The sequence below is a fragment of the Pseudomonas fluorescens genome (assembly GCF_040448305.1).
Classification (GTDB): Bacteria; Pseudomonadota; Gammaproteobacteria; order Pseudomonadales; family Pseudomonadaceae; genus Aquipseudomonas; species Aquipseudomonas fluorescens_BH.
The window spans coordinates 670,697-690,290 of sequence record NZ_CP148752.1 but is presented as its reverse complement, the minus strand read 5'-3'; the positions used below and the strand labels follow the sequence as shown (position 1 = coordinate 690,290).

Sequence of the window (19,594 nt, the reverse complement as noted above, 5' to 3'; positions counted from 1 at the left end):
TTCAACGACTCGAATCAGACCACCAGGTCACAAACTGAATGAAGTCGCATTGCAGATTATTGACGTACAGCACTCATGCAATGGAAAAGTGGTGCTAGCATAGAGCCACCACTCGACCTCAGCGTGCACCCTAACTAGTAGTCAGGTTATGACCGAGCCAGAAGACCCCAGCCGCGAGCGCCTCAAGCACCACTTTGCCCAGCGGGTAATTCATCAGGCTCGTCAGATTCTTGAGATATGGCAGCGCCTGCAACGCAGTGAGTGGTCTACCGCCGACCTTTCGGAACTGAGCGAGGCCAATCTGCGCCTGCTGCGTTTCGCCGAGCGTTTCGAGCAACCGGAACACACGCAACTGGCACGCCATATCGGTCAGTCCCTGGAGGCGGTCGACGCCAATCGCGGACGCCTGAGCAGCGGCCTGATCACCGACCTCAATCGCTTGATGCAGCGCCTGTCACGTACCGGCCTGCGCCATGGCGACCAACTCGATCAAACCTTCCTGCCACCGCTGCGCAAGCCCATCTACGTGATGTTGCAGGATCACGACCGCGCCGAGCGCCTGGCCAAGCAACTGGAATTCTTCGGCCTCAGCGCCCAGTCCCTGGACAGCGTAGATGCGTTTCGCTCATCAATGGTCGAGCGCTTGCCGGCGGCGATTGTCATGGACGTGGATTTCAGTGGCGCCGGTGTCGGCCTGAAACTGGCCGCCGAAGCCCAGGAAGGCCTGGACCATCGCTTGCCGCTGCTGTTCTTCAGCCTGCACGAAACCGACACCCCGACCCGCCTGGCCGCCGTGCGTGCCGGTGGCCAGGAGTTCCTCACCGGCACCCTCGATGCGTCGAGCCTGCTGGAGAAGATCGAAGTCCTGACCTGCGTTGCCCAGTACGAGCCTTATAAAGTGCTGATCATCGACGACTCCCGCGCCCAGGCCTTGCACACCGAACGCCTGCTCAACAGCGCCGGGATCGTCACCCGGACCTTGATCGAGCCGATCCAGGCCATGGCCGAACTGGCGGATTTCCAGCCGGACCTGATCATCCTCGACATGTACATGCCGGCCTGCACCGGTACGGAACTGGCCAAGGTCATTCGCCATAACGACCGTTACGTCAGCGTGCCGATCATTTACCTGTCGGCCGAAGACGACCTGGACAAGCAGCTCGACGCCATGAGCGAGGGCGGCGATGACTTCCTGACCAAACCGATCAAGCCCCGGCACCTGATCACCACCGTGCGCAACCGCGCGGCGCGGGCACGCAACCTCAAGGCACGGATGGTCCGCGACAGCCTCACCGGGTTGTACAACCACACGCATATCCTGCAATTGCTCGAAGACTGCTCGTTCCGCGCCCGTCGCGAAAGCAAGCCGCTGAGCTTTGCCATGCTCGACATCGACCATTTCAAACGGGTCAATGACAGCCACGGCCACCCCATGGGCGACCGGGTGATCAAGAGCCTGGCGCTGTTCCTCAAGCAGCGGTTGCGCAAGACCGACTTCATCGGTCGATACGGCGGCGAAGAGTTCGCCATTGTCATGCCGGACACCGACCTCGAAGCGGCCTGGAACGTACTGGATGAAATTCGTCAGCGCTTTGCCGAAATCCACTACCCCGCCCAGCCGCAGGATCTGTGGTGCACCTTCAGCGCCGGGGTGGTCGAGCTGTGCGAAGACTCTGACAGTCTGTTGATGGCCAGTCAGGCAGACGAGGCGCTGTATCGTGCCAAAGGTGCCGGACGCAACCGCGTCCAGGCGGCACTGGCATCAAAGCAAAGTGCCACTTTTTCATCTCAATCGACCCATTCGGTCATAACCCTGTAACAGAAACGCAATAACTTCAGGCACTTACCATTTCTGCCGTTGGTAGTCCGTAATGCGCCTGAAGCTGCTGACCAATCTTAATACCCTCCTTCTGGTGGCCGTGTGCGTGGCCCTCGGCGCCACGCTGTGGTGGTCGCAGAAAGCCCTTGAGCGTCCGTATCTATTAATGGAGCGCTACCTGGGCCTGTCGCAGCAGTTTCAGAATGAAGTCGCCCGCAGCGTCGAGGGTTACCTGGGCAGCGGCGATGCGCTGCGCCTGAGCAGTGCCGCCCAAGGCATCGACAGCCTGCAAAAAGAACTCGGCGAATTGCCACCAGCTCTGGCCGAGACGCTGCGCCCCAGCCTGTCGAACCTTGAAGAATTCAGCAAAACCGACCTGCTGGCCGCCGGCAAACTGGCAGGTGATCCGCAGGCCTTGCTGCTGCAGGCCGAGCGCGAACTGGGTGCCAGTCTCGATCAACTCAGCCAGTACGCCAGTGGCAATGCGGCCTACCTGACGCCGCTGCTCAGCGCATCGCAGCACTTGGGTAAATTGTCCCTGGCCCGGGACAAACTGGTCAGCAGCGGTCGCAGTGAACTGGCCGCCGATGTCGAACGCGAAGTGGCCAATATCCGTGCCCAGGCAGAGAAACTCGACGCCCTGCCATTGCTGGGCGTGACCGCCAGCAGCGAGTCGAACACCGATGATTTCGCCTCGATGATGGGCCTTGAGAACAAGGAAAAAACCGTCGCCGAAGATGCCGGCGTCGGCCTCAAGCGCGAGCTCAACAGCCTGCTCACCCGCTACCCGGCCGAGCTCTCGCGCACTCGCGATCAAATCCGCAAACGCGCCGACCTCAGCGCGGCGACCCACCTGAAAATCGCCGACGTGCAACAGGCCATTGCCGGGCTGGAACCGGTGGTGCGCGCCCAGCACGGGCAGATCCAGGCTGAAGTGCGGCTGATGCAAGGCGTGATGATCGGGTTGATTCTGTTGATCGCCCTGCTGATCGACACCCTGCAGCGCAAACTGGCACGGACCCTGACCAACCTCGCCCCGGCCCTCTCGACCTGGGCCGAAGGCGACTTCAGCCGCGACATTCAACTGGGCAATACCAACCGCGAATTGCATGACATTGAAGCTTCGCTCAACCGCTTGCGCGCTTATCTGGTGGACTTGGTGGGGACCATTCGCCGCAATGCCGAACAGGTGGCCGGCAGCAGCCGCACCCTGGCCGACCTGAGCAACGACCTGCATGACGGTGCCGAGCATCAGGCCGGCGACACGGCACTGATCCGCGACTCCCTCAGCGAACTGGAGGCGACCATTCAACAAGTCGCCGGCGATGCCAGTCAGGCCGCCGACGCCAGCCGCCACGCCGGCCTGGCCGTGGAGCACGGACAGAAAGTCATCGGCCTGAGCCTCACCGGCCTGCATGCGCTGGTGGATGAGGTGCAAGGCAATGCGCAAATGATCGAACACCTGGCCGAAGAGTCGGCCACCATCGGCGGCGTGTTGACGGTGATCCGCTCGATTGCCGACCAGACCAACCTGCTGGCCTTGAACGCCGCCATCGAGGCGGCCCGGGCCGGGGAAATGGGCCGAGGCTTTGCGGTGGTAGCCGAAGAGGTGCGCTCACTGGCGCAACGTACGGCCGGGGCCACGGCAGAAATCCAGACGCTGATCGCAGGGCTGCAAACCGCCGCGCGGCAATCGGTGGAAGGCATGCGCGCCCAGGTCGAACACGCCGAAGCCACGGCCAGCCAGGCCCAGGCCGCTGACGGCGCACTGGATAAAATCGTCGGCGCGATCCAGACCATTTCCGACACGGCAGTACGCATCGCCGATGTCACCGCCCAGCAGAGCGGCGCTGTCAGCGAAATCCGTGACCACAGTGAGCGGATTCACCAGTTGGGTGGGGATAACTTGCTGCGTATTGGCGAAGGGCGTGAGCAAGGGGAGAACTTGCTGGTGCTGGGTGGGCGATTGCACACGGCCGTTCAGGCTTTCCGCGTCTAACAGACCGCCATCGCGAGCAGGCTCGCTCCCACATTTGATTTGTGCACGGCGCAGATCCCCTGTGGGAGCGAGCCTGCTCGCGATGGCGTCAGAACAAACACCTCAGACTCCCCTCCTGCATACCACGCCGCCGTCCGCTATCATCCCCCCAATTCCGATACGCGAGATCGTCATGCGCCGTTTGCTCTGCCTGCTGTTTTTAGTGTTCGCCCTGCCGGCCAGCGCCACTGGCTTGCTGGAGAACCGACCCAGCTCAAGCCTGGGCTCGATCAACAACAGCGCCGATTTCCTGCCGGTACGCGAAGCTTTCCGGCTGAGCCTGGTAGACAGTACGCCGCAATCGATCAAGCTGCGTTTCGTCGCCACCGAAGGTTATTACCTCTACCGCCACCGCTTTCAATTTCGCGCCGAGCCGGCCGATGTTGTCCTGGGGGCGGCGAAACTGCCCGACGGTCAGAAAAAGCACGATGAATACTTCGGCGATGTCGAGGTCTATCACGGCATTCTCGACGTCGAGTTGCCGCGCACCGACCAACGCGCCTTCACCCTGGTCGTGACCTATCAGGGATGTGCCGACAAAGGCCTGTGTTATCCACCGGAAACCGAGCGCATGAGCATCGATGGCAGCGGCGCTCCGGCCACGGTTTATCCATGGAGCTGGCGCGAACTGGCGTTGTTTTTCCTCGCGGGCCTGGGTCTGACGTTCACGCCATGCGTGCTGCCCATGTTGCCGATCCTGTCTGGTGTGGTACTGCGCGGTCAGATCGGTGGTTGGCGCGGTTTCAATCTGTCACTGGCCTATGTGCTGCCGATGGCCGCCTGCTTTGCCCTGCTCGGAGCCCTGATGGGCCTGTTCGGTGCCCAGCTCAATCTACAGGCGCGACTGCAATCGGCCTGGGTGCTGGTGCCGTTCGCGATGTTTTTCGCTGTGTTTGCCTTGGCGATGTTTGGCGTCTTCGAACTCAAGTTGCCACATGCCATCAGCAGTCGCCTGGACCACATCGCCGGTCGCACCAAAGGCGGGTCACTGTGGGGCGCCGCAGTGTTGGGCGTGGTCTCCAGTTTGCTGGTTTCACCCTGTGTTTCGGCGCCATTGGCCGGGGCGCTGCTGTACATCAGCGCCAGTGGCGATGCGCTGGGCGGCGGCTTGAAACTGTTCATGCTCGGCCTCGGCATGGGCGCACCGCTGTTGCTGGTGGCCACCGGTGGCGCAGCCTGGCTGCCAAAAAGCGGTCCGTGGCTGGTCTACGTGAAAAACGCGATTGGCGTGTTGTTGCTCGGGCTGGCCATCGGCCTGCTTGGCCGCGTCTTGCCGGGTCAGGTCACCTTGCTGCTGATCGGTTTGCTGGCCGGCGGTGTCGGTTTGTTCATGGGGGCGCTGGAGTTCGTCTATAAACCGCCGCGCAAACGCCTGGGCCAATTGCTCGGCATGTTTTTGCTGTTTTATGCACTGGCCTGCTGGTACGGCGCCTTCAGCGGCCAGACCGACCCGCTCAACCCGATTGGCCAGCCCCGTATCGTTGACAGCAACGGACAAGCGCAAAACACCAGCACCTGGCAAACCCTCAGCACGCCGGCCGAACTGGATCGCGCACTCGCCGACGCACGATCATCCGGCACACCGCTGCTGCTCGACTGGTACGCCGACTGGTGCATCAGCTGCAAAGTCATCGAGCGTGAGGTGCTGGACGACCCTATCGTCATCGAACGCCTCAAGGGTTACCGGCTGATCCGCTTCGACATCACCGCCAGCAACGCCGAGCAACGCGCCCTGCTCGACCGTTACCAGTTGTTCGGCCCACCGGCCCTGATGTTTTTCGGCAAGGACGGCGTCGAACGCGCCGATGTGCGAGTGATCGGCGAGATCAACGCCAAGGACTTCGCCGAACGTGTAACCAGGGCGAATGACCAAATTTAATCAAGCAGTCATATATTTCGCGCAAACATCGGTCATCGTGCTGGCTATTGCAGAGAACTGGACAGTCACAAAGGCTTTGCGGCATAGTCGCCGGGTTCTGACAATTGCTCACAGATAACATAGGAACCGCCGATGGCGACGCTACTCGTTCTGCACGGACCCAACCTGAATTTGCTCGGCACCCGCGAACCGGGCACTTACGGCTCCACGACGCTGGCGCAGATCAACCAGGACCTGGAACGCCGTGCCCGCGAAGCCGGTCACCATTTGCTGCACCTGCAAAGCAACGCCGAGTACGAATTGATCGACCGCATCCACGCTGCCCGCAGTGAAGGCGTGGACTTCATTCTGATCAACCCAGCAGCTTTTACACATACAAGTGTCGCATTACGTGACGCGCTGCTGGCGGTGAGCATCCCATTCATCGAAGTGCATTTGTCTAACGTGCACAAACGCGAACCTTTCCGCCATCACTCTTACTTCTCCGACGTAGCGGTGGGAGTGATCTGCGGCCTTGGCGCCAGCGGTTATCGACTGGCCCTGGAGGCCGCCCTGGAACAGCTTGAACAACAAGTTAACCGCCCCTGACCGACCCTTGGGAGTTGATGATTCATGGATATCCGTAAAGTTAAGAAACTGATCGAATTGCTGGAAGAGTCCGGCATCGACGAGCTCGAGATCAAGGAAGGCGAAGAGTCCGTACGCATCAGCCGTCACAGCAAGACCCCGGCTCAGCAGTACTACGCGCCAGCTCCAATGCATGCTCCAGCCCCCGCGCCTGTCGCTGCCGCCGCTCCGGCTGCCGCTGCCGCACCTGTTGCTGCCGCCGCTCCAGCACTGAACGGCACCGTTGCCCGTTCGCCGATGGTCGGTACTTTCTATCGCAAGTCTTCGCCAACCTCGCCGTCCTTCGTAGAAGTCGGCCAGACCGTGAAGAAAGGCGACACCCTGTGCATCGTTGAAGCCATGAAGATGATGAACCACATCGAAGCTGAAACCAGCGGTGTGATCGAATCCATCCTCGTCGAAGACGGCCAGCCGGTTGAGTACGACCAACCGCTGTTCACCATCGTTTGAACCGCGGAGAGCCTTTGATGACTGCGAAGTTGGAAAAAGTTCTGATCGCCAACCGCGGTGAGATCGCCCTGCGGATCCTGCGCGCCTGCAAAGAGATGGGCATCAAGACCGTCGCCGTTTACTCCAAGGCTGACAAGGAACTGATGCACCTGGGCCTGGCAGACGAATCCGTCTGCATCGGTCCGGCATCGGCCGCCCACTCCTACCTGCACATTCCGGCAATCATTGCCGCGGCCGAAGTGACTGGCGCCACCGCCATTCACCCGGGCTACGGCTTCCTTGCGGAAAACGCCGACTTCGCCGAACAGGTCGAGAACTCCGGCTTCGCGTTCATTGGCCCGAAAGCCGAAACCATTCGCCTGATGGGCGACAAGGTATCGGCCAAGCACGCCATGATCGCTGCCGGCGTACCGACTGTTCCGGGTTCTGACGGCCCGCTGCCGGAAGACGAAGAAACCGCTCTGCGCATTGGTCGCGAAGTTGGTTACCCGGTGATCATCAAGGCCGCTGGCGGCGGCGGTGGTCGCGGCATGCGCGTTGTGCATAAAGAAGAAGACCTGATCTCCTTCGCGAAACTGACCCGTACCGAAGCGGGCGCTGCGTTCGGCAACCCGATGGTCTACCTGGAAAAATTCCTGACCAACCCACGTCACGTGGAAGTCCAGGTGCTTTCCGATGGCCAGGGCCACGCTATCCATCTGGGCGACCGCGACTGCTCGCTGCAACGCCGTCACCAGAAGGTTCTCGAAGAAGCGCCGGCACCGGGCATCGACGAGAACGCACGCGAGGAAGTCCTCGCCCGCTGCGTCAAGGCGTGCATCGACATCGGCTACCGTGGCGCAGGCACTTTCGAGTTCCTGTACGAGAACGGTCGCTTCTACTTCATCGAGATGAACACTCGTGTCCAGGTAGAGCACCCGGTTTCGGAAATGGTCACCGGCATCGACATCGTCAAGGAGATGCTCAGCATCGCCGCCGGCAACAAGCTGTCGTTCACCCAGGATGACGTGGTCATCCGCGGTCACGCGCTGGAATGCCGGATCAACGCCGAAGACCCGAAAACCTTCATGCCGAGCCCGGGCACGGTCAAGCATTTCCACGCACCAGGCGGCAACGGCGTTCGCGTCGACTCGCACCTGTACAGTGGTTATGCCGTTCCGCCGAACTACGATTCGTTGATCGGCAAGCTGATCACTTACGGGGCAACCCGCGACGAAGCCATGGCGCGTATGCGCAATGCGCTGGACGAAATCGTGGTCGACGGGATCAAGACCAACATCCCGCTGCACCGCGACCTGACCCGCGACGAAGGCTTCTGCAAAGGGGGCGTGAACATTCACTACCTCGAGCACAAGCTGGCTGGCGAGAAGCACTAAGCTTCGACCCGATCAACAAAGCCGCCTTCGGGCGGCTTTGTTGTATCTGGACATTTCATCCAACTGAACACCGCCCCTGTGGGAGCGAGCTTGCTCGCGATAGCGGTGTATCAGTCAACGCCGATACTGGATGTACCGGCCCCATCGCGAGCAAGCTCGCTCCCACAGGGTTTCGGGCTTAACCGGAAGTCGCGACAGCCCCAGGTCAACCCACTCCCACAAAACCCGCTCTCTCGCGTAAACTTGCGCCCTTCTCGCAGCCCGCTAGGCTGCAATCAATATTTTTCAAAGGTGCCCGCCATGCCTTGGCTGCAAGTACGTCTCGCCATCAGCCCAGAACAAGCCGAAACCTATGAAGACGCTTTCCTTGAAGTGGGCGCCGTGTCGGTGACCTTCATGGACGCCGAAGATCAGCCGATCTTCGAGCCGGAACTCAACACCACGCCACTGTGGTCTCACACGCACCTGCTGGCCCTGTTCGAAGGTGGCACCGAGCCAGGCCCGGTACTGGCCCATCTGGAGCTGCTGACCGGCAGCCCGCTGCCTGAACACCACAGCGAAGTGATCGAAGACCAGGACTGGGAACGCAGCTGGATGGACAATTTCCAGCCAATGCGCTTCGGCCAGCGCCTGTGGATCGTGCCGAGCTGGCACGCCGCGCCGGAACCTGACGCAGTGAATCTGCTGCTAGACCCGGGCCTGGCGTTCGGCACCGGCACCCACCCGACCACCGCGCTGTGCCTGGAATGGCTCGACGGCCAGGACCTGAAGGACTGCAACGTGCTGGACTTTGGCTGCGGCTCGGGGATTCTGGCGATTGCCGCCCTGCTGCTGGGCGCGAAAGAAGCGGTCGGCACCGATATCGACGTGCAGGCACTGGAAGCCTCGCGCGACAATGCCGGACGCAACAACATTGCCGATGAGCTCTTCCCGCTGTATCTGCCGCAAGACTTGCCACAGGTTCAGGCTGACGTGCTGGTGGCCAACATTCTTGCCGGCCCGCTGGTCTCCCTGGCGCCGCAGTTGTCCGGTCTGGTCAAGTCCGGCGGTCGCCTGGCGCTGTCGGGCATCCTCGCCGAGCAAGGCGATGAAGTCGCTGCGGCCTATGCCAAAGACTTCGATCTGGACCCGATCGCCAATCGCGATGGCTGGGTGCGCATCACTGGCCGTCGGCGCTAGAATGAGCGCCTGCATAATCCGGATCGCCGCATGACCGATAGCTTCGTCACTCAGTGCCCGCATTGCCAAACCAGCTTCCGCGTCAGCCATGCCCAGTTGAGCGTGGCGCGCGGGGTGGTTCGTTGCGGCTCCTGCCTGCAGGTGTTCAATGCCGCCAGGCAGTTGCTTGAGCAGGCCGGCAAGGAATCACCGGTCGCGACGCCGCTCCCGCCTGTGCAGCCTGCGGAGCCCCTCGATCCAACGCCACCGCGCGCCATCAGCCAAAAGCAATGGAGCGCGACCGAACTGGACCTGGACAGTCTCGACCTCGACGAAGAGCTCGCCCGGCTCGAACAGCGGGAAATCCAGCCCACCACCGAGTTCGGCCGCCATCGCGACGACTCGCTGAGTGCCCGTCGCGATAGCACCGGGCAGGACGACGAGGGGCCGTGGTCCGACAGCCTGTTCAGTGCGTCGGCGGCCGATCGTGCGCCAGTCGACGAACCACTCGATAGCCTTGAAGCGCCAGAGCCGACACCTGAACCGAGCAAAGCCTCGCGCACCGAACCTTCGCTGTCCCTGGAACCGGTTGATCTCGACGACGAGCAGCAACCACCCCAGCTGCGCCTGAACGACCCGCTCGATGCACCGCTGAGCCACGAACGCCTGTCGGCCGCCGACGAGAGCGAAATCGACGACGACCTGCCCTCGATCGAACCGCTGCGCAAGCGACGCGAACGCAGCGAACCGGGCGTGCGCGCCGAGATGCTGCAAGACCTGACCGACGATCCGCTGCAACTGGACTGGCAAAAACGCCGCTCGCCCTGGGGGCGGCGGCTGTTGTGGTTGCTGCTGGTGCTGATTGCCGCTGGCGCCCTCGCCGGCCAGTACATCGCCTACCATTTCGACGAATTGGCGCGACAGGATCAATATCGCCCGTGGTTCCAGCAACTGTGCCCGCAAATCGGCTGCACCGTGCCCTCCAAGGTCGACATCGCGAAAATCAAGAGCAGCAACCTGGTGGTGCGCAGCCATCCCGAGTTCAATGGCGCCCTGGTAGTCGATGCGATCATCTATAACCGCGCGCCCTTCTCCCAGCCCTTCCCGCTGCTGGAACTGCGCTTCGCCGACCTCAATGGCCACCTGATCGCCAGTCGCCGCTTCAAACCCGGCGAGTACCTCAATGGCGATCTCGAAGGCATGGCGGAAATGCCTCCGCAAACGCCGATCCACATTGCCCTGGACATTCTCGACCCTGGTGCCAAGGCCGTGAACTACAGTTTGAGCTTTCACTCTCCGGAGTGAAACGCTTCATCGTTCCGGGATTAACGTCGGTTTTCTGACTCCCCCTGGCCAACCAAACCACGGGTAATAACAGAATAACTGTTCAGATTTTGTTCAATTCAGCCTTTATCCAGTCATCGAGAGCGGGTATCATGCCAACCCTTTTTCGAACTCTCATGATCCGGCCCCACAACAGGGAAGTCCTATGTCGGCGGTACGCATCGGCCCATACACATTACATAACAGCTTGATTCTCGCCCCCATGGCGGGAGTCACCGACCAGCCCTTTCGTCAGCTGTGCAAGCGCTTGGGCGCGGGCCTGGTCGTCTCGGAAATGGTCACCAGCGACATGAGTTTGTGGAACACCCGCAAATCGCGCATGCGCATGATCCACGAAGGCGATCCCGAGCCACGCTCGGTACAGATCGCCGGTGGTGATGCGCAGATGCTGGCGGACGCGGCCCGGGCCAACGTCGAGCTGGGCGCACAGATTATTGATATCAACATGGGTTGTCCGGCGAAGAAGGTCTGCAACAAGGCCGCCGGTTCCGCCCTGTTGAAGGATGAAGCATTGGTCACCGAGATCCTGCAGGCCGTCGTGGCTGCGGTCGATGTGCCGGTGACCCTGAAGATCCGGACCGGCTGGGACCGGGACAACAAGAACGGCCTGACGGTGGCGAAGATCGCCGAACAGGCAGGCATTACGGCGCTGGCGGTGCATGGCCGCACCCGAGCCGACCTGTACACCGGTGAAGCCGAGTACGACACCATTGCCGCGATCAAGCAGGCGGTGTCGATTCCGGTCTTCGCCAATGGCGATATCGATTCGCCGGAAAAGGCCCGATACGTGCTCGACGCGACCGGTGCCGATGGCCTGTTGATTGGCCGGGCTGCCCAGGGGCGGCCATGGATTTTTCGCGAGATCGACCATTTCCTGCGTACCGGCGAGAAACTCCCGGCGCTGGAACTGATCGAGGTGGAACGCATTCTGCTAGAGCATCTGGCCGCCCTGCACGCCTTCTATGGCGATGTCATGGGTGTGCGCATTGCTCGAAAGCATGTGGGCTGGTATCTCGCAACCCTGCCGGGCGCCAGGGAGTTTCGCGCCCACTTCAATCGTTTGGATGGTACGGATACACAATGCGCCAACGTTCGGGCGTTTTTCGCCGAGCGTTACAAGAGCCTGACAGGGGACGGAGAGTGGGTGGCCGCATGACGATGATGACCGAGACTTTAGTGAGTGGAACAACACCCGTGAGCGACAACGTAAATTTGAAACAGCACCTCAATACGCCAAGCGAAGAAGGCCAGACCCTTCGCGGGAGTGTCGAGAAGGCGCTGCACAATTATTTCGCCCACCTTGAGGGCGCTGCCGTCACGGATGTGTACAACCTGGTGCTCTCCGAAGTCGAGGCTCCCCTGCTCGAGTGCGTGATGAATTACGTCAAGGGCAACCAGACCAAGGCCAGCGAGATGCTCGGGCTGAACCGGGGCACGCTGCGCAAGAAACTCAAGCAGTACGATTTGCTGTAAGCATTCAATCAAACCAGAAAGGCGCCCGCGTAAAACCGGTCGCCTTTTTTGCTGACTTCCTTTGCTTTTGATGGAAATTGAGATGACCGACCAGACTACCCGCCTGCCGATCCGCCGCGCCTTGATCAGCGTTTCCGACAAGACCGGGATCCTCGAATTCGCCAAGGAGCTTGAAGCCCTCGGCGTCGAGATCCTCTCCACCGGCGGAACGTTCAAGCTGCTGCAGGACAACGGCGTTGCCGCAGTGGAAGTCGCTGATTACACCGGCTTTGCGGAAATGATGGACGGCCGGGTGAAGACCCTGCACCCGAAAATCCACGGCGGGATCCTCGGTCGTCGCGGTATCGACGACGCCATCATGAACGAGCACGGCATCAAGCCGATCGACCTGGTAGCGGTCAACCTGTACCCGTTCGAAGCCACCATCAGCAAGCCAGGCTGCGACCTGCCGACCGCCATCGAGAACATCGACATCGGCGGCCCGACCATGGTTCGTTCGGCAGCGAAAAACCATAAAGACGTGGCCATCGTGGTCAACGCCGGCGATTACGCCAGCGTCCTGGAAAGCCTCAAGGCCGGTGGCCTGACCTACGCCCAGCGTTTCGACCTGATGCTCAAGGCCTTCGAGCACACCGCCGCCTACGACGGCATGATCGCCAACTACATGGGCACCGTGAACCAGGCAGCCGAAACCCTCTCGACCTCCGGCCGCAGCGAGTTCCCGCGCACCTTCAACAGCCAGTTCATCAAGGCCCAGGAAATGCGCTACGGCGAGAACCCGCACCAGAGCGCGGCGTTCTATGTTGAAGCCAAGCCTGCCGAAGTCGGCATCGCCACCGCGACCCAACTGCAAGGCAAGGAACTGTCGTACAACAACGTGGCCGACACCGACGCCGCGCTGGAATGCGTGAAGAGCTTCGTCAAGCCGGCTTGCGTAATCGTCAAGCACGCCAACCCGTGCGGCGTGGCTGTCAGCCCTGATGCCGAAGGCGGCATCCGTCAGGCCTACGAACTGGCCTACGCTACCGACACTGAATCGGCGTTCGGCGGCATCATCGCCTTCAACCGTGAACTGGACGCCGAGACCGCCAAGGCCATCGTCGAACGTCAGTTCGTCGAAGTGATTATCGCTCCATCGGTCAGCGAAGAAGCCCGCGCCATCGTCGCCGCCAAAGCCAACGTACGCCTGCTGGCCTGCGGCGAGTGGTCGGCTGACCGCGCGGCGGCCTGGGACTACAAGCGCGTCAACGGTGGCCTGCTGGTACAGAGCCGCGACATCGGCATGATCGGCGCCGATGACCTGAAAGTGGTGACCAAGCGTGCACCGTCCGAACAGGAAATCCACGACCTGATCTTCGCCTGGAAAGTCGCCAAGTACGTCAAGTCCAACGCCATCGTCTACGCCAAGAATCGCCAGACCATCGGTGTCGGCGCCGGCCAGATGAGCCGCGTGAACTCCGCGCGAATTGCTGCAATCAAGGCAGAACATGCTGGATTGCAGGTAGCCGGTTCGGTGATGGCTTCCGACGCATTCTTCCCGTTCCGCGACGGTCTGGACAATGCGGCCAAGGCGGGCGTGACTGCCGTGATCCAACCAGGCGGCTCGATGCGTGATGCCGAAGTGATTGCTGCTGCCGACGAAGCCGGCATCGCGATGGTGTTCACCGGCATGCGCCACTTCCGTCACTAATACGGCAACGGTCGCACTGACGCCGGCATCTGCTGCGTTGGAGCCCACCTCGATGATGCTCATTGCCAAAAGGCAACTCCGCTCATCGAGGTGGGCTCCGCCTTGCATCTACCGGCGTCATTGCAACCTCCTAGGGCGTAAAGCGCTTTAGGTTCTAAAACAGAATTAGCGTCATCCGAGGTTTTTGAAATGAATGTTTTGATCATTGGCAGCGGTGGCCGTGAACACGCCCTGGCCTGGAAAGTGGCTCAGGATCCGCGCGTGCAGAAGGTGTTCGTGGCTCCGGGCAACGCCGGTACCGCCATCGAAGCCAAGTGCGAGAACGTCGCCATCGACGTACTGGCGCTTGAGCAACTGGCAGACTTTGCCGAGAAAAACGTTTCCCTGACCATCGTTGGCCCTGAAGTGCCGCTGGTTGCCGGTGTTGTGGATCTGTTCCGTAGCCGTGGCCTGGATTGCTTCGGTCCGACCGCTGGCGCCGCACAGCTGGAAGGTTCGAAAGCCTTCACCAAGGACTTCCTGGCTCGCCACAAGATCCCGACTGCCGACTACCAGAACTTCACCGAAATCGAGCCGGCCCTGGCCTACCTGCGTGAAAAAGGCGCTCCGATCGTGATCAAGGCCGACGGCCTGGCCGCGGGTAAAGGCGTGATCGTCGCCATGACCCTGGCCGAAGCCGAAGACGCCGTGCGCGACATGCTGGCGGGCAATGCCTTCGGCGATGCGGGTTCGCGTGTAGTCATCGAAGAGTTCCTGGACGGCGAAGAAGCCAGCTTCATCGTCATGGTCGACGGCAAGAACGTGCTGCCGATGGCCACCAGCCAGGACCACAAACGCGTCGGCGACGGCGACACCGGTCCAAACACCGGCGGCATGGGTGCTTACTCCCCGGCGCCAGTGGTCACCGCCGAGGTGCACAAGCGCGTCATGGACCTGGTGATCTGGCCGACCGTGCGCGGCATGGCCGAGGAAGGCAACGTCTACACTGGTTTCCTGTACGCTGGTCTGATGATCGACAAGGCTGGTAACCCAAAAGTCATCGAGTTCAACTGCCGCTTCGGCGACCCTGAGACCCAACCGGTGATGCTGCGCCTGCAGTCGAGCCTGGTGCTGCTGGTGGAAGCCGCCCTGGCCCAAGCGCTGGACAAGGTCGAAGCACAATGGGATCCACGCCCGAGCGTCGGCATCGTGCTGGCCGCTGGCGGCTATCCTGGTGACTACGCCAAGGGCGTGGCCATCAATGGCCTGGATGCAGCAGCAGCACTGGAAGGCAAAGTCTTCCACGCCGGTACTGCGCTCAAGGACGGTCAAGTCGTAACGGCCGGTGGTCGGGTGCTTTGCGCCACGGCCATGGGCGCCAGCGTCGACGCTGCACAGCAGCAGGCTTACAAACTGGCGGCATCGATTGACTGGGAAGGCTGTTTCTATCGCAAGGACATTGGCTACCGTGCCATTGCCCGCGAGCGTGGCGAAAATCAGGAATAAGGTAAACACCGCGCCAGGCAATGAACACGGTTTATTGCCTGGCTGTTCCGGCGTCGCGCATCGTTATATTCTGGCATCAACCTAACGAAGGGATTTCGCCGTGCGCTGGCTCAGGATTGCCATAAGCTTGACTGTCACTTTGCTGACCTTGCTCTGCATGCTACCGGCCCAGGCCACGCAAGGCAGTGGCTGGGCGGTATTGCTCGACGAACAGGGCGACCTGCAACTGAGCGACATCCGTTCCGCACGTTACACCAATCAATTCAGCCCCATCGAACTCGACCGCATTACCGCGGCCGAACCCGATGGCGCGCTATGGTTGCGATTCAGGCTCGCACCGGGCAAACACGAACAGTTGCTGCGGGTGTTCGCGCCTGACCTGCGCCAGTTCAACATGTACGTACTGGACGGCGACAAGCTGATCGATCAATCCAGCACGGGCAACGAACAGCCGCAATCCGAGCGACCATTGCCCAGCAGCGACTTCATGCTGGCTCTGCCGCAAAGCGACAACCCCCTCGACGTTTACCTGCGGCTGGCCTCCGATCACCAGTTACGACCCTATATCACCCTGCAATCGGCGATCCTCGCGGCTGCCAACCAGATCCAGACGCTGATCTATGGCCTGCTGTTCGGTTGCATCGCCATGTTGATCCTGCACAATCTCATCCGCTACACCTACACCCGCTCGCACAGTGCCCTCTGGTTGGCGACGTGCGAAGGGCTGTTGATGCTCAGCCTGCTGTTGTTGCTGAACCTCGCCGGTCCCTGGCTACCGGACTGGCATGCACTGCAAACGCCGGGGGCTTACCTGGCATTGTTAATGACTGCGCCCTGCGGCCTGATGCTTGCCCATCGTTTCTTCTCCCCGCTCGGGCCGCATCCGCTGAATCGGTTGCTGCTCGGCGAGGTCCTGCTCATCACCGCCTGCGGCCTGATGCTGCTGTTCGTCAATACCTTGCCGCTGAACTTCATTACCTATGGCCTGGTGGCCCTGGCAGGCCTGACCATGCTGTTCATCAGCGCCTATCACTGGCAAAAAGGTTATCGCCCGGCTCGCCTCTTCGTGGCGGCCATGGTGGTGTTCAACCTCGGGACACTGGTCATCCTGCCGGCGCTGTTGGGGCTGACCCTGATCGAACCCCATGGCCTGCTCACCACCTTGCTGCTGGTCATCTGCATCAGCGGCCTGCTGATGAGCATTGCATTGAGCGAGCGCCAACGCCGCATCACCGAAGACCGTTTCAGCATCAGTCGTGACCTGGCGGCCAGCAACGCCGAGATCAACGCCAAGGCAGAGTTCCTGGCGAAGATCAGCCATGAAATCCGCACCCCGATGAACGGTGTCCTCGGCATGACCGAGCTGCTGCTGGGCACGCCGCTTTCGGTCAAGCAACGCGACTATGTGCAGACGATCCACAGCGCTGGCAACGAGCTGCTGACACTGATCAACGAAATTCTCGACATCTCCAGACTCGAGTCCGGGCAGATCGAGCTGGACGATGTGCAGTTCGACCTCAACGCGCTGATCGAAGACTGCCTGAACATCTTCCGCGCCAAGGCCGAGCAGCAAAACGTCGAGTTGATCAGCTTCATCCAGCCGCAAGTGCCGCGGGTGATCAGCGGTGACCCCACACGCCTGCGCCAGACGCTGTTGAGCCTGCTTGAAAACGCCCTGAAAAAAACCGATGAGGGCGAAATCCTGATCGTCGTGGCGCTCGACGAGCGCAACACCAAGCCACGCCTGCGTATCGCCGTGCAGGACAGCGGCGAGCCCATGAACGCCGAAGAACGCGACGCCCTGATGCACGCAGAACTGCACAGCCGGCATTTCCTTTCGGCCACCCACCTGGGCGGCAACCTGGGGCTGGTGATTGCCCGCCAGCTGATCCGCTTGATGCAGGGAGAATTCGGGATCAAGAGTGGCAGCAACCAGGGCAGCACCCTGTGGCTGACCCTGCCGCTGGACCCGGATCGCCTCGAACACCCGACCTCCGACCTCGACGGCCCGCTGCAAGGTGCGCGGGTATTGGTGGTGGACGATAATGAAACCTGTCGCAAGGTGCTGGTGCAGCAATGCAGCGCCTGGGGCCTGAATGTCAGCGCCGCGCCTTCCGGCAAGGAGGCGCTCGCACTGCTGCGCACCAAGGCTCATTTGCGCGATTACTTCGATGTGGTCCTGCTGGACCAGAACATGCCCGGCATGACCGGCATGCAACTGGCGGCCAAGATCAAGGAAGACCCGAGCCTGAACCATGACATCCTGCTGATCATGCTCACAGGCATCAGCAACGCACCGAGCAAGATCATCGCGCGCAACTCCGGGATCAAGCGCATCCTCGCCAAACCGGTGGCCGGCTACACCCTCAAGACCACACTGGCCGACGAACTGACCCAACGCAACAACGGTCTCGTCGCCACCCACCCAGTGCAAAGCGATCCGGCCCTGCCGGTCAAGGTCCCCTGCGACTTCCGCATTCTGGTGGCCGAAGACAACAGCATTTCGACCAAGGTGATCCGCGGCATGCTGAGCAAGCTCAACCTGCAACCGGATACCGCCTGCAACGGCGAAGAAGCCTTGCAGGCGATGAAGGCCCAACGCTACGACCTGGTGCTGATGGACTGCGAAATGCCCATCCTCGATGGCTTTTCGGCTACCCAGCAGCTGCGCGCCTGGGAAGTCGGCAACCAGCGGGTTCGCACCCCTGTGGTGGCGTTGACCGCCCATATCCTTGCCGAACACAAAGAGCGTGCGCGCCAGGCCGGCATGGACGGACACATGGCCAAGCCGGTGGAACTGTCGCAGTTGCGCGAACTGATCGAGCATTGGGTCGCCCAGCGTGACCAGCAGAATCGCGCAACGACCCAAACGTCCTGAGCCGACAGACTTCGCAACCCCTGATAGACTCCCACTCGAATTCCCTCGCCAGTGAGCCCGGCACCATGCTCCATGTGTTGTTCAGCGTTTATCTGAAGATGCTGGTGCTCTACAGCCCATTCTTCGTGTTGTCCTGCTTCATCAGTCTGACCCGTGGTTATTCGCGCAAGGAGCAGCGTCGGCTGGCCTGGAAAGTAGCGGTCGCTACCCTGGTCTCCAGTGTTCTGTTGTACTTGTTCGGCCGAGTGATTTTCACTGTCTTCGGCATTACCGTGGATGCCTTTCGCATCGGCGCCGGCAGTGTCCTGTTCATCTCCGCACTAGGGATGGCGCAAGGTAAATCGGCGGTACAGACCGACAACGTGCAGCAGGATGTGACCATCGTCCCGCTGACCATTCCGCTGACGGTCGGCCCCGGCACCATCGGCGCCCTGCTGGTGATGGGCGTGAGCCAGCCGCACTGGGACGACAAGCTCACGGCCATTGTCAGTATTGCCCTGGCCAGTTTTACAGTGGGGGTGGTGCTGTTTTTGTCCGGTCGTATCGAGCGCATTCTTGGCGACCAGGGGCTGCAGATCGTCAGCCGCTTGATGGGGTTGTTCGTGTGTGCACTGGCGGCGCAGATCATCTTCACCGGGGTGAAGGGTTATCTGGTGCCTTAAAGCACGTTTACCCAACTCCAAAAACAAGGCCCTGTGTGTCAATCACAGGGCCTTGTTTTTTATTGCGTGCAAAGCTTTCAATCAGGACTGGAGTTTGCGCACGAACACCTTGTTCGAATAAGCCTCGATTTTCTCGTGAACCCGTTTACGGTAGTTTTCAAACGCCCGTCGGTCGAACACAAACACCCCGCCATCGGGAATGATCTCCAGCACTCGATCGAACTCGCTCCACAGGAAAAAGTCGCTTTCCATCACGGTCGCGCTGTAGCGCAAGCCAAGCAGGCAGACGACCACTTCACCCGAGGCGAGCCGCTCGCAAGGCGCGCACTTGAGGATACCCGAGCCGCCATTGGCAACATTGCTGCGAAAGAAATCCCAGGCAAACTCATCCAGCCGCAACGCCTTAAAGGTGTCCTCGAAGAGCTGGCCCAGGCGCTCCACGCCCAAGCGACCCATCACACTGTAACTGGCGCTGAGCAATTGACGGACACTCGTGACCAGGATCGGATCGGTCGGAACGATGGTCTTGAGCGAGTATCCCGCCTTGAGCAATCGCCCTTGAAAATAATCGAACCAGATTTTCTTCGAGACCTTGCCCGGATACTTTTCGTTAGCGGCCAACTCTGCGTACAGCAAACAGTCCTGTATATCCTGTTGATCTTGCGGACTCACACCTTGTGTAAAAGACAACAGACAGCCACCCACTACGGTGGCA

General features: G+C 61.0%; 15 protein-coding genes. 14 read left to right on the top strand and 1 reads right to left on the bottom strand.

The window, feature by feature from the left end; genetic code table 11:
- Positions 1 to 148 precede the first annotated feature (148 nt).
- From gcbA to WHX55_RS02980, 14 genes are all read left to right on the top strand, one after another.
- The gene (gcbA, locus tag WHX55_RS03045) at positions 149 to 1,819 is read left to right on the top strand and encodes a diguanylate cyclase GcbA (protein ID WP_150755880.1); all 1,671 of its coding nucleotides are present in this window, start codon (positions 149 to 151) and stop codon (positions 1,817 to 1,819) included.
- 52 nt (positions 1,820 to 1,871) lie between these two features.
- Positions 1,872 to 3,818 carry a methyl-accepting chemotaxis protein gene (locus WHX55_RS03040; protein WP_353742023.1) on the top strand — a complete coding sequence of 649 codons (1,947 nt, stop codon included), beginning with the start codon at positions 1,872 to 1,874 and terminating at the stop codon, positions 3,816 to 3,818.
- A 172-nt stretch (positions 3,819 to 3,990) separates the two neighbouring features.
- Positions 3,991 to 5,736, top strand: a complete 1,746-nt coding sequence (locus WHX55_RS03035) for a protein-disulfide reductase DsbD (RefSeq protein WP_353742022.1) — start codon at positions 3,991 to 3,993, stop codon at positions 5,734 to 5,736.
- Positions 5,737 to 5,868: 132 nt separating this feature from the next.
- The gene (aroQ, locus tag WHX55_RS03030; RefSeq protein ID WP_150727804.1) at positions 5,869 to 6,324 is read left to right on the top strand and encodes a type II 3-dehydroquinate dehydratase; all 456 of its coding nucleotides are present in this window, start codon (positions 5,869 to 5,871) and stop codon (positions 6,322 to 6,324) included.
- Between the two features lie 24 nt (positions 6,325 to 6,348).
- Positions 6,349 to 6,813 carry an acetyl-CoA carboxylase biotin carboxyl carrier protein gene (accB, locus tag WHX55_RS03025; RefSeq protein ID WP_150727805.1) on the top strand — a complete coding sequence of 155 codons (465 nt, stop codon included), beginning with the start codon at positions 6,349 to 6,351 and terminating at the stop codon, positions 6,811 to 6,813.
- A gap of 17 nt (positions 6,814 to 6,830) precedes the next feature.
- A complete protein-coding gene (gene accC, locus WHX55_RS03020; RefSeq protein ID WP_150727806.1) occupies positions 6,831 to 8,189 on the top strand; it encodes an acetyl-CoA carboxylase biotin carboxylase subunit in 1,359 nt (452 codons plus the stop codon).
- Positions 8,190 to 8,489: 300 nt separating this feature from the next.
- Positions 8,490 to 9,368, top strand: a complete 879-nt coding sequence (gene prmA / locus WHX55_RS03015) for a 50S ribosomal protein L11 methyltransferase (protein ID WP_353742021.1) — start codon at positions 8,490 to 8,492, stop codon at positions 9,366 to 9,368.
- A 30-nt stretch (positions 9,369 to 9,398) separates the two neighbouring features.
- Positions 9,399 to 10,652, top strand: coding sequence for a DUF3426 domain-containing protein (locus WHX55_RS03010; protein ID WP_150727808.1), 1,254 nt, complete (start codon positions 9,399 to 9,401; stop codon positions 10,650 to 10,652).
- A gap of 184 nt (positions 10,653 to 10,836) precedes the next feature.
- On the top strand, positions 10,837 to 11,847 hold the full coding sequence (gene dusB / locus WHX55_RS03005; protein ID WP_150727809.1) for a tRNA dihydrouridine synthase DusB: 1,011 nt from the start codon (positions 10,837 to 10,839) through the stop codon (positions 11,845 to 11,847).
- Complete coding sequence (gene fis / locus WHX55_RS03000; RefSeq protein ID WP_015093301.1) at positions 11,844 to 12,164, top strand: DNA-binding transcriptional regulator Fis; 321 nt, start codon at positions 11,844 to 11,846, stop codon at positions 12,162 to 12,164. The genes dusB and fis overlap by 4 nt, the downstream gene beginning before the upstream one ends.
- An 82-nt stretch (positions 12,165 to 12,246) precedes the next feature.
- Complete coding sequence (gene purH, locus WHX55_RS02995) at positions 12,247 to 13,854, top strand: bifunctional phosphoribosylaminoimidazolecarboxamide formyltransferase/IMP cyclohydrolase (protein ID WP_353742020.1); 1,608 nt, start codon at positions 12,247 to 12,249, stop codon at positions 13,852 to 13,854.
- A gap of 189 nt (positions 13,855 to 14,043) precedes the next feature.
- The gene (purD, locus tag WHX55_RS02990; RefSeq protein WP_095944207.1) at positions 14,044 to 15,339 is read left to right on the top strand and encodes a phosphoribosylamine--glycine ligase; all 1,296 of its coding nucleotides are present in this window, start codon (positions 14,044 to 14,046) and stop codon (positions 15,337 to 15,339) included.
- A gap of 100 nt (positions 15,340 to 15,439) precedes the next feature.
- Positions 15,440 to 18,217 (top strand): response regulator, encoded by a 2,778-nt coding sequence (locus WHX55_RS02985; protein ID WP_353742019.1) that lies wholly within the window; start codon positions 15,440 to 15,442, stop codon positions 18,215 to 18,217.
- A gap of 65 nt (positions 18,218 to 18,282) precedes the next feature.
- Positions 18,283 to 18,879: a MarC family protein gene (locus WHX55_RS02980; protein ID WP_150755873.1), complete on the top strand. Its 597-nt coding sequence runs from the start codon at positions 18,283 to 18,285 to the stop codon at positions 18,877 to 18,879.
- 81 nt (positions 18,880 to 18,960) lie between these two features.
- Here the strand turns inward: WHX55_RS02980 and WHX55_RS02975 are convergent, their stop codons facing one another.
- Complete coding sequence (locus WHX55_RS02975) at positions 18,961 to 19,500, bottom strand: hypothetical protein (protein WP_353742018.1); 540 nt, start codon at positions 19,498 to 19,500, stop codon at positions 18,961 to 18,963.
- Between the last annotated feature and the right edge of the window lie 94 nt (positions 19,501 to 19,594).

Coding starts and splice junctions, on each gene's coding strand:
- purH (WP_353742020.1), top strand. CDS start 12,247: ATGACCGACCAGACTACCCGCCTGCCGATCCGCCGCGCCTTGATCAGC.
- accB (WP_150727805.1), top strand. CDS start 6,349: ATGGATATCCGTAAAGTTAAGAAACTGATCGAATTGCTGGAAGAGTCC.
- gcbA (WP_150755880.1), top strand. CDS start 149: ATGACCGAGCCAGAAGACCCCAGCCGCGAGCGCCTCAAGCACCACTTT.
- WHX55_RS03035 (WP_353742022.1), top strand. CDS start 3,991: ATGCGCCGTTTGCTCTGCCTGCTGTTTTTAGTGTTCGCCCTGCCGGCC.
- WHX55_RS03010 (WP_150727808.1), top strand. CDS start 9,399: ATGACCGATAGCTTCGTCACTCAGTGCCCGCATTGCCAAACCAGCTTC.
- WHX55_RS02980 (WP_150755873.1), top strand. CDS start 18,283: ATGCTCCATGTGTTGTTCAGCGTTTATCTGAAGATGCTGGTGCTCTAC.
- WHX55_RS03040 (WP_353742023.1), top strand. CDS start 1,872: ATGCGCCTGAAGCTGCTGACCAATCTTAATACCCTCCTTCTGGTGGCC.
- purD (WP_095944207.1), top strand. CDS start 14,044: ATGAATGTTTTGATCATTGGCAGCGGTGGCCGTGAACACGCCCTGGCC.
- fis (WP_015093301.1), top strand. CDS start 11,844: ATGACGATGATGACCGAGACTTTAGTGAGTGGAACAACACCCGTGAGC.
- aroQ (WP_150727804.1), top strand. CDS start 5,869: ATGGCGACGCTACTCGTTCTGCACGGACCCAACCTGAATTTGCTCGGC.
- dusB (WP_150727809.1), top strand. CDS start 10,837: ATGTCGGCGGTACGCATCGGCCCATACACATTACATAACAGCTTGATT.
- accC (WP_150727806.1), top strand. CDS start 6,831: ATGACTGCGAAGTTGGAAAAAGTTCTGATCGCCAACCGCGGTGAGATC.
- prmA (WP_353742021.1), top strand. CDS start 8,490: ATGCCTTGGCTGCAAGTACGTCTCGCCATCAGCCCAGAACAAGCCGAA.